This window comes from Clostridium sp. AF20-7 (assembly GCF_003479275.1).
GTDB classification, from domain to species: Bacteria; Bacillota; Clostridia; order Lachnospirales; family Lachnospiraceae; genus Otoolea; species Otoolea fessa.
Window position 1 is genome coordinate 212944 of the sequence record NZ_QUGF01000007.1, and the last position, 8121, is coordinate 221064.

The 8121-nt window shown below is 48.7% G+C and carries 8 protein-coding genes; all 8 read left to right on the top strand.

The window, feature by feature from the left end; genetic code table 11:
- Positions 1–4 precede the first annotated feature (4 nt).
- A complete protein-coding gene (dtd, locus tag DWX68_RS09455) occupies positions 5–463 on the top strand; it encodes a D-aminoacyl-tRNA deacylase (RefSeq protein ID WP_022359969.1) in 459 nt (152 codons plus the stop codon).
- 20 nt (positions 464–483) lie between these two features.
- The gene (locus tag DWX68_RS09460; RefSeq protein WP_117796254.1) at positions 484–1878 is read left to right on the top strand and encodes an aminopeptidase; all 1395 of its coding nucleotides are present in this window, start codon (positions 484–486) and stop codon (positions 1876–1878) included.
- A gap of 276 nt (positions 1879–2154) precedes the next feature.
- Positions 2155–3291, top strand: coding sequence for a trigger factor (gene tig / locus DWX68_RS09465; RefSeq protein WP_107000635.1), 1137 nt, complete (start codon positions 2155–2157; stop codon positions 3289–3291).
- A 38-nt stretch (positions 3292–3329) separates the two neighbouring features.
- Entirely contained in the window at positions 3330–3917 is a 588-nt protein-coding gene (locus DWX68_RS09470; RefSeq protein ID WP_117796253.1) for a xanthine phosphoribosyltransferase, read from the top strand.
- Complete coding sequence (locus DWX68_RS09475) at positions 3904–4698, top strand: HAD family hydrolase (RefSeq protein ID WP_233430207.1); 795 nt, start codon at positions 3904–3906, stop codon at positions 4696–4698. Before DWX68_RS09470 ends, DWX68_RS09475 begins: the two co-directional genes overlap by 14 nt.
- Positions 4699–4890: 192 nt before the next feature.
- Entirely contained in the window at positions 4891–6759 is a 1869-nt protein-coding gene (gene recQ / locus DWX68_RS09480; protein ID WP_118629213.1) for a DNA helicase RecQ, read from the top strand.
- A 175-nt stretch (positions 6760–6934) separates the two neighbouring features.
- Positions 6935–7351 (top strand): IS200/IS605 family transposase, encoded by a 417-nt coding sequence (tnpA, locus tag DWX68_RS09485; RefSeq protein WP_118556385.1) that lies wholly within the window; start codon positions 6935–6937, stop codon positions 7349–7351.
- Between the two features lie 54 nt (positions 7352–7405).
- A partial coding sequence (locus DWX68_RS09490) for a transposase (protein WP_243027679.1) occupies positions 7406–8121 on the top strand: 716 nt, incomplete at its 3' end.

An 8121-nucleotide genomic window follows, 5' to 3' on the forward strand; every position in this document is an offset into this window, starting at 1 on the left:
AAACATGAGATTTGTACTACAGAGAGTCAAACACGCGAGTGTAAAGGTAGACGGCGAGCTGATCGGCTCGATCGGCCGTGGATATATGGTGCTGATGGGCGTCAGCGACACCGACACGGAGGAAATCACCGACAAAATGGTGGATAAAATGTGCAAGCTGCGTATTTTTGAGGATGAGAACGGCAAGACGAACTGTTCGCTGGCGGATGTGGATGGCGAGATCCTGCTGATCAGCCAGTTTACTTTGTACGCGGACTGTAGCCACGGAAACCGCCCGGGCTTTACGGGTGCGGGAAATCCAGAACTGGCGAACCATCTTTACGAACACGCGCTGGCGCGCTGCGCCGGACAGGTGCGGAAGGTCGAGCACGGTATTTTCGGGGCAGATATGAAGGTCGAGCTTTTAAACGATGGACCATTTACGATTCTGCTGGATAGTGATACGATAGTGAAAAAGAAATGATTTGCAAAAGGAGGAAGGATATGTCAGTAGCGAAAGAACAGAGAGAAAAACTGATCTGGGAATTTCCTAATATTGGAAAGAAAGCCCCGGAGCAGGAGGAAAAGGCATTTGCATATTGCGAGGGATATAAGGAGTTTTTAAATGCGGCAAAGACCGAGCGCGAATTTGTGCGCGAGGCGGTGCTCCGCCTGAAAGAGGCTGGTTATGAGGAGTTCGAAGAAGGAAAAATCTATCAGCCGGGCGACAAGGTATACCAGATCAACCGCAAGAAAGCGCTTCTGATGAGCACGTTCGGAAAACGTCCGCTGGAGGACGGCGTCCGCATTAACGTGGCTCACATCGATTCCCCGCGCCTGGATCTGAAACCGAACCCGCTGTATGAGAAGGCAGAGGCGGCATATTTCAAGACCCATTATTACGGCGGCATCCGCAAATACCAGTGGGCGACGATCCCGCTGGCGATGCACGGCGTTGTGATTTTAAAGGACGGCACCTCGATGGATATTTGCATCGGCGAAAAAGAGGGCGATCCAGTCTTCTGCGTGACCGATCTGCTTCCGCATCTTGCCGCACAGCAGAATGAGCGGAAACTGAAAGACGGCATCAAGGGCGAAGAATTAAATATCATTGTTGGATCCCTGCCGTACCCGTGCGAGGAAGAAGACTCGATCAAGGAGCCGGTCAAGCTGCTGGCGCTGTCGATCTTAAATGAGCGCTTCGGCATGACGGAGAAGGATTTCCTGCGTGCAGAGATCGAATTTGTGCCGGCAGTAAAAGCAACGGATGTCGGTCTGGACCGCAGCCTGGTCGGCGCTTACGGACAGGATGACAAGGTGTGCGCGTACACGGCACTGACCGCAGAGATGAAAGTCAAGTCCCCGGAATATACGACTGTTACGATTCTGGCAGATAAAGAGGAGATCGGTTCCGTTGGAAATACCGGCTTAAATTCCGATTTTACCCTGCATTATATCGAGGGACTGTGCAAGGCAGGAAATGTGGATGTCCGCAAAGTGCTGAAGCATTCTCTGTGCCTGTCGGCGGATGTCAATGCGGCGTATGACCCGACGTTTGCGAGCGTATTTGAAGAAAAAAACTCCTGCTATCTGAATAAGGGTGTCGTTTTGACGAAATATACGGGTGCGCGTGGCAAATCCGGCAGCAACGACGCGAGCGCGGAGACGATGGCGAAAGTGATCCAGATCATGGATGAGGCAGGCGTATACTGGCAGATCGGCGAGCTGGGCGCAGTAGACGTCGGCGGCGGCGGCACGGTTGCCCTGTTTGTGGCTGGCATGGATGTAGATGTTGTGGATATGGGTGTTCCGATTTTATCCATGCATGCCCCATTTGAGCTGGCATCGAAACTGGATATCTATAATACATATCTGGCATTTGCAGCATTTTGCAGCTAAAAAACAGCCAGAAAATTCCGTCAGGAAAGACAAAACGTTTTTTTCTGGCGGAATTTTTTATCAAATAATTCATATCCGGTTTCCTTAAATTGGGAAAAGTGATGAACTATGAAAAAAGAGTTGCTGAAAATATAAAATATTGAAAAATCGCTTTTGCGACAGGCTGGTTTGTGGTATGATGATTGGTAAGACATACGTGCAGATATATCATATGTGCGTTTGAAAGCCAGGTGCCGGATGGCGCAGGCAGGAAATTGAGAGATAGAGGACGACTAAATGAAGAGATGGAAAATAGCAGGCATCTGTCTGGCGGTTGCGGTAGCAGCAGCGGCATCTGGATGCGGAAAAAAGACAGGGACTGAGACGACCGCAGCAGAGAGCACGGCAGCAGAGACAGAGGAGTATGTCGCAGAGAGCAGCGTGAAGCTGGGCGAGTACAAAGGCATCGCTGTGACCGTGACCGAGGCATCCGTGACGGACGAGGAAGTAGAAAACCAGATTCAGCAGGTGTTGAATTCAAAGGCCGAGTACCGCGAGGTAGACCGGGCAGCTCAGATGGGCGATCAGGTCAACATTGACTATAAGGGGCTTTTAGACGGCGAGGCATTTAAGGGTGGTACCGCTGAAGGATATGATTTGACGCTTGGATCCGGCAGCTTTATCGATGGATTCGAGGATGGGCTGGTCGGCGCTGTGAAGGGCGATCAGAAAGACTTAAACCTGACCTTCCCGGATTCGTATCCGAACAACCCGGATCTGGCAGGTAAGGAGGTTGTATTTGAGGTAACGGTCAATGCGGTCAAGGAGCGCTCCGTTCCGGAACTGACGGATGAGTTTGTTGCTTCCGTATCACCGGATGATGGAACCGTGGAGAAATACCGTGAATCCACCCGTGAGAACCTCTTAGAGCAGAAACAGCTCTCGATTGACAATCAGAGAGATACGGATATTCTGAATGCGGTTGTGGACAATTCAGAGGTTGTATGCTCGACTGCATCGATCGACGAGGCATATGATACACAGTTAAAGGCATACACCAACATGCTATCCTCCTACGGCGTCGATCTGGCGACCTATGCGGGCATGATTGGAAGCGATGAGGACAGCTTCAAGCAGGAGATCCGCCAGGAAGCCAAGGAAATGGCGAAACAGTCCCTCGTTTTAAATGAGATTGCGAAGCAGGAAAATATCACGATCGACGATTCGGACAAGGAAGCACTGGCGAAACGCTACGGCTACGAGAGCCTGAAGACGATGCTTCAGAATGACAACATCGATCAGAAGATGGTGGACGATACGGCACTGATGCAGAAGACACTTGATTTTCTGGTAGAAAATGCCAAGATCACCGTCAGCACTGAGGAGAACAATGCGGCGCTGAATACAGAAGCAGCCGAGGACGAGGCGGAGTAGAAAGCGTCTCATAAAAATACAGATAAGGGGATAGACATATGCAGATTTTATACGACAGAATCCGTAAAGATGGAATCGTAAGAGCAGGAAATGTATTGAAAGTGGATCGTTTCCTGAATCACCAGATGGATATTCATCTGTTCCAGGAGATCGGCAAGGAGTTTAAACGCCGTTTTGAGAGTGAGGAGATCAACAAGATCCTGACGATCGAGGCGTCGGGTATTGGTATTGCCTGTATCGTAGCCGAATATTTTGATGTTCCGGTTGTATTTGCCAAGAAAACAAAGACGAAAAATATTGCCGGAGAAGTGTATACAACGAAGGTTGAATCGTTTACCCATGGCACTGTATATGATATTATTGTGTCCAAGGAGTTCCTTGGAAAAGGCGATAAGGTTCTGGTTATCGATGATTTTCTGGCAAAGGGCAAGGCATTAGACGGTCTGACCACTTTGATTCAGGATTCGGGAGCAGAATTAGTTGGTGCGGGCATTGTCATTGAAAAAGGTTTTCAGGACGGCGGCAAACGCATCCGTGATAAGGGCATCCGCGTTGAGTCACTGGCGATCGTAGACAGCATGAATGCAGAGACCGGGGAGATCATATTCAGAAATGAAGATAAATAAAAAAGCATTGTTTTTTGATATTGATGGAACATTGTTTAGTGAAAAATTAAGGCAGGTACCGCAAAGCGCGGTGCTTGCCTTAAAAAAAACAATGGAAAAGGGAAATTTGACATTTATTAATACGGGGCGGACCTGGTGCCAGACGTCCAAAATCCGGGAGGAAGCGCCGGTAAACGGGCTGCTCTGTGGCTGTGGTACCTATATTTCCGTGGATGGAAAGACACTCTATGACCAGAGAATTTCGCCGGAACGGGCGGAGAAACTGAAAGAGGATATTCTGCGGTTCCGGATGGATACAGTGATGGAGGGCGTGGACGCCTGCTTTTTCCGGCCAGATGGGGTGCAGACCGAAACGATGCGGGCGATCCGCTCGATTCTCGACCAGAGCGGCTCGGTTTCGGCGAAGAACTGGTCGGATCCGTCCTTTTCGATCAGTAAATTTTGCGTGGCAGTCGGAGCAGACAGTGATCCGGCGGGATTTTTTGAGACACTTCGGGATTTTGAGGTGATTGACCGGGGCGGCGGCTTCTATGAGTGTGTGCCGATGGGGCATTCTAAGGCGAGTGCGATCGAGTGGATTTTGAAGCAATATGGGATCGCGCTGGAGGACGCGTGGGTCTTTGGAGACAGCATGAACGATCTGTCGATGTTCCAGTATGTGCCGAATGCGGTTGTCATGGGAAAACACGATGCCGGGCTGGAGTCGTATGCGACGTTTACGGCGAAGACCGTGGAGGAAGATGGGATTTACCGGGCGATGGAAGAGCTGGGGCTTTTGTAAGAAAGCAATGGTTTGGTGTTTGATATATATGTATAAAGAGTGAAATTTGTGTGGATGTGTGGAGTTCAGAGAAACATCCTGTGGAGAGAGGTTTCAGGAAAGATTGAACTGGTGGATGTCTGAGACTGGAAATGCTCAAGATTGTGGATCGTTGAGACAGAACTAGAATGAAAGGGCGTTGGATAAAGATATATGAATTATGAGAAATCGGAAAAATATGAAGTTCTCAAGCGGTATTTCGGATATGACAGCTTCCGCGAAGGACAGGAAATACTGATTGACGGGATTCTTGATGGGCGTGATGTGCTGGGAATCATGCCGACGGGCAGCGGAAAATCACTGTGTTATCAGGTTCCGGCATTGATTCTTCCGGGAATCACGCTGGTGGTGTCACCGCTGATTTCTCTGATGAAGGATCAAGTCACGGCACTCAATCAGGCGGGCGTCCACGCGGCGTATCTGAACAGTTCGCTGACGACGGCACAGTATTATAAGGCGCTTGGGTATGCGCGCGAGGGGCGTTATCCAATCATTTATGTGGCGCCGGAGCGTCTGATGACGGAGACATTTCTTGATTTTGCGATGCACGTGGATATTGCGATGCTGGCGATCGATGAGGCGCACTGCATTTCCCAGTGGGGACAGGATTTCAGACCGAGTTATTTGAAGATTGTTGATTTTATCGAGAAGCTGCCGAGGCGTCCGGTGGTCAGTGCTTTTACGGCGACCGCGACCAAGGAGGTCCGGGACGATATCATCGACATTTTGCAGTTACAGAATCCGGTGATGCTGACGACGGGATTTGACCGGAAAAACTTGTATTTTGCAGTGGAGACGCCGAAGGACCGCTATGCGGCAATCCGGGCATATCTGGAGGCGTACCCGGGGCAGGGAGGGATTATTTACTGTCTGACCCGCAGAAATGTTGAGGAGATCTGTGAGAAGCTGATCCGGGATGGATTTTCAGTGACGCGTTACCATGCGGGACTTTCCGATGCAGAGCGGCAGAAGAATCAGGATGATTTTATCTATGACCGGGTTCCGGTGATGGTGGCGACCAATGCGTTCGGCATGGGAATCGACCGGTCGGATGTACGGTTTGTCCTGCACTGCGGGATGCCGAAGAACCTGGAAGCCTACTATCAGGAGGCAGGACGTGCCGGGCGTGACGGCGAACCGGCGGAGTGCATCCTGTATTATAGCGGGCGGGATGTGGTGACGAACCAGCTCTTTATTGAGCGGAACCAGGACAATCAGGAGCTTGACGACTATACGCGGCAGGTGGTGCTGGAACGTGACCGGGAACGCCTGAAAAAGATGACATTTTATTGTTTTACGAATGAGTGCCTGCGTGATTATATCCTGCGGTATTTCGGCGAATATGGAAGTAATTACTGCGGAAACTGTTCGAATTGTATGACGCAATTTGACACGATCGACATTCAGGCGGCGGCAGAGAGTCTCTTAGGCTGTGTGCAGTCGTGCGGACAGCGCTATGGAACAACGGTGATTCTCGACACGGTGCACGGGGCGAATACGGTTAAGATCCGCAATTACCGGATGGATGAGAATCCGCATTATGGGGAGCTGGCGAAGGAGAGCGTCGTGCATCTGCGCCAGATGTTTAACTTCCTCCAGGTGGAGGAGTATCTGTTTGTCACGACGGATGAGTATTCGATTGTCAAATTGACGGAAAAAGGTGCTGCTTTCCTGGAAGCACCGGAACCAATCGAGATGAAGATGGCGAAGGAGCGGGAGAAACAGACAGCTGGAAGCAGCAAAAAGAGCCGCCGGGGCGCGAAACTTCCAGCCGGGGCAGACGAATTTACGGAGAAGGAAGAGACGCTCTTCGAGGCACTCCGCGCGCTGCGCCGCGAGATCGCATCCGAGGGAAAAGTGCCGCCGTATATCGTATTTTCTGATAAGACGCTGACGCATATGTGTATTTTAAAACCGGTCACGAAAGCGGAGATGCTGGAGGTGTCCGGCGTGGGTGCGTATAAGTTTGAAAAATATGGAGAACGGTTTCTGGAATGCGTGCGGAAGTTCTTAGGACAATAAGCGGGAATCCTCGGCAATTCAATTACCGAGATGAAAGCGCAGTAGTGTGCATATCTGCACAATGCAAATAGTATAATAATTCTCATCCTTTGATAGTAATGCCGTAACCGGCATACAATAAAAACGAAAATACGTTCGAATAATGGTTGCGCATTACATTTCGATATGATATACTATATGTATGAAAGAAAATCTTATACATTATAGGACTTGTGTGTGTAATATTAACTACCATATGGTTTGGTCGGTGAAATACAGACGGAAGATATTAACCCCAGAAGTTGAGAAATACCTACAGGAACTCGTGCAGCAGATAGCTGACGATAAAGGTTTTACCGTTCATTTATTTGAATGTGGTGAAGGTGATCATGTTCACTGTTTTGTATCAGCTCCACCAAAGCTGTCAATAACAGCCATTATCAAGTATCTGAAGGGGATCACAGGCAGGAAATTATTCGAACGTTTTCCGGAAATAAGAAACCAGTTGTGGAAGGGAGAACTGTGGAACCATTCCTATTATGTGGAAACGATCGGATCCGTATCTGAGGAAAATATTCGCCGTTATATTGAACATCAGAGCAAGTCGTATTAATTCAATGTGAATTGTAAATATTCATATGCATGGCTGTCTGAAGGGGGGAGGAGAATGCTGTTGTCTCACAGAACATCGGTTAATATCCGGCCGGAATATTCTAATATTATAGGGCATATGTGTTACGCTGCTTCCAAGCTCTGGAATGTCTGCAACTATGAACGTCGTCGATATAAAGAATTGGGGCTGGAGAAGTATCCTGACTGGTATTATCAGAAGAAAGCGCATAAAGGAGATCTGTGGTATAGGCAGCTTCCGTCCCAGACAGCGCAGGAGACCTGCAAGCAGCTGGATAAAGCCTGGAAATCATTTTATGCCCTTAAAAAGACCGGTGGGATCAAAGATCCAAATCCGCCGCGATTTAAACAGGACAATATACCAATCACTTACATGCAGATGGGAATCCGGCACGAGAAAGGTTCCGACCAATTACGGCTGTCTCTGTCAAAGGATCTGAAAAGCTATATGGAAGAAACTTACGGGATTCATGAAAAATTTCTATATCTTGAAAATAAGATTTTCAGGAACATGGATCACATAAAACAGCTGCGGATCTATCCACCGGAAGATGGAAAATGTGACCTTATCGTTATTTATGAGATCAAAGAGCCAGAACCGCTTTCCCTGAATGGTCATTATTTATCAATTGATCTTGGAATTCATAATCTGATGACCTGTTATGATTCCGGAAATGGAAGGAGTTTTATTCTAGGAAGAAAATATCTTTCGCTGGAAAGATACTTTCACAAAGAAATCAGCAGGGTTCAATC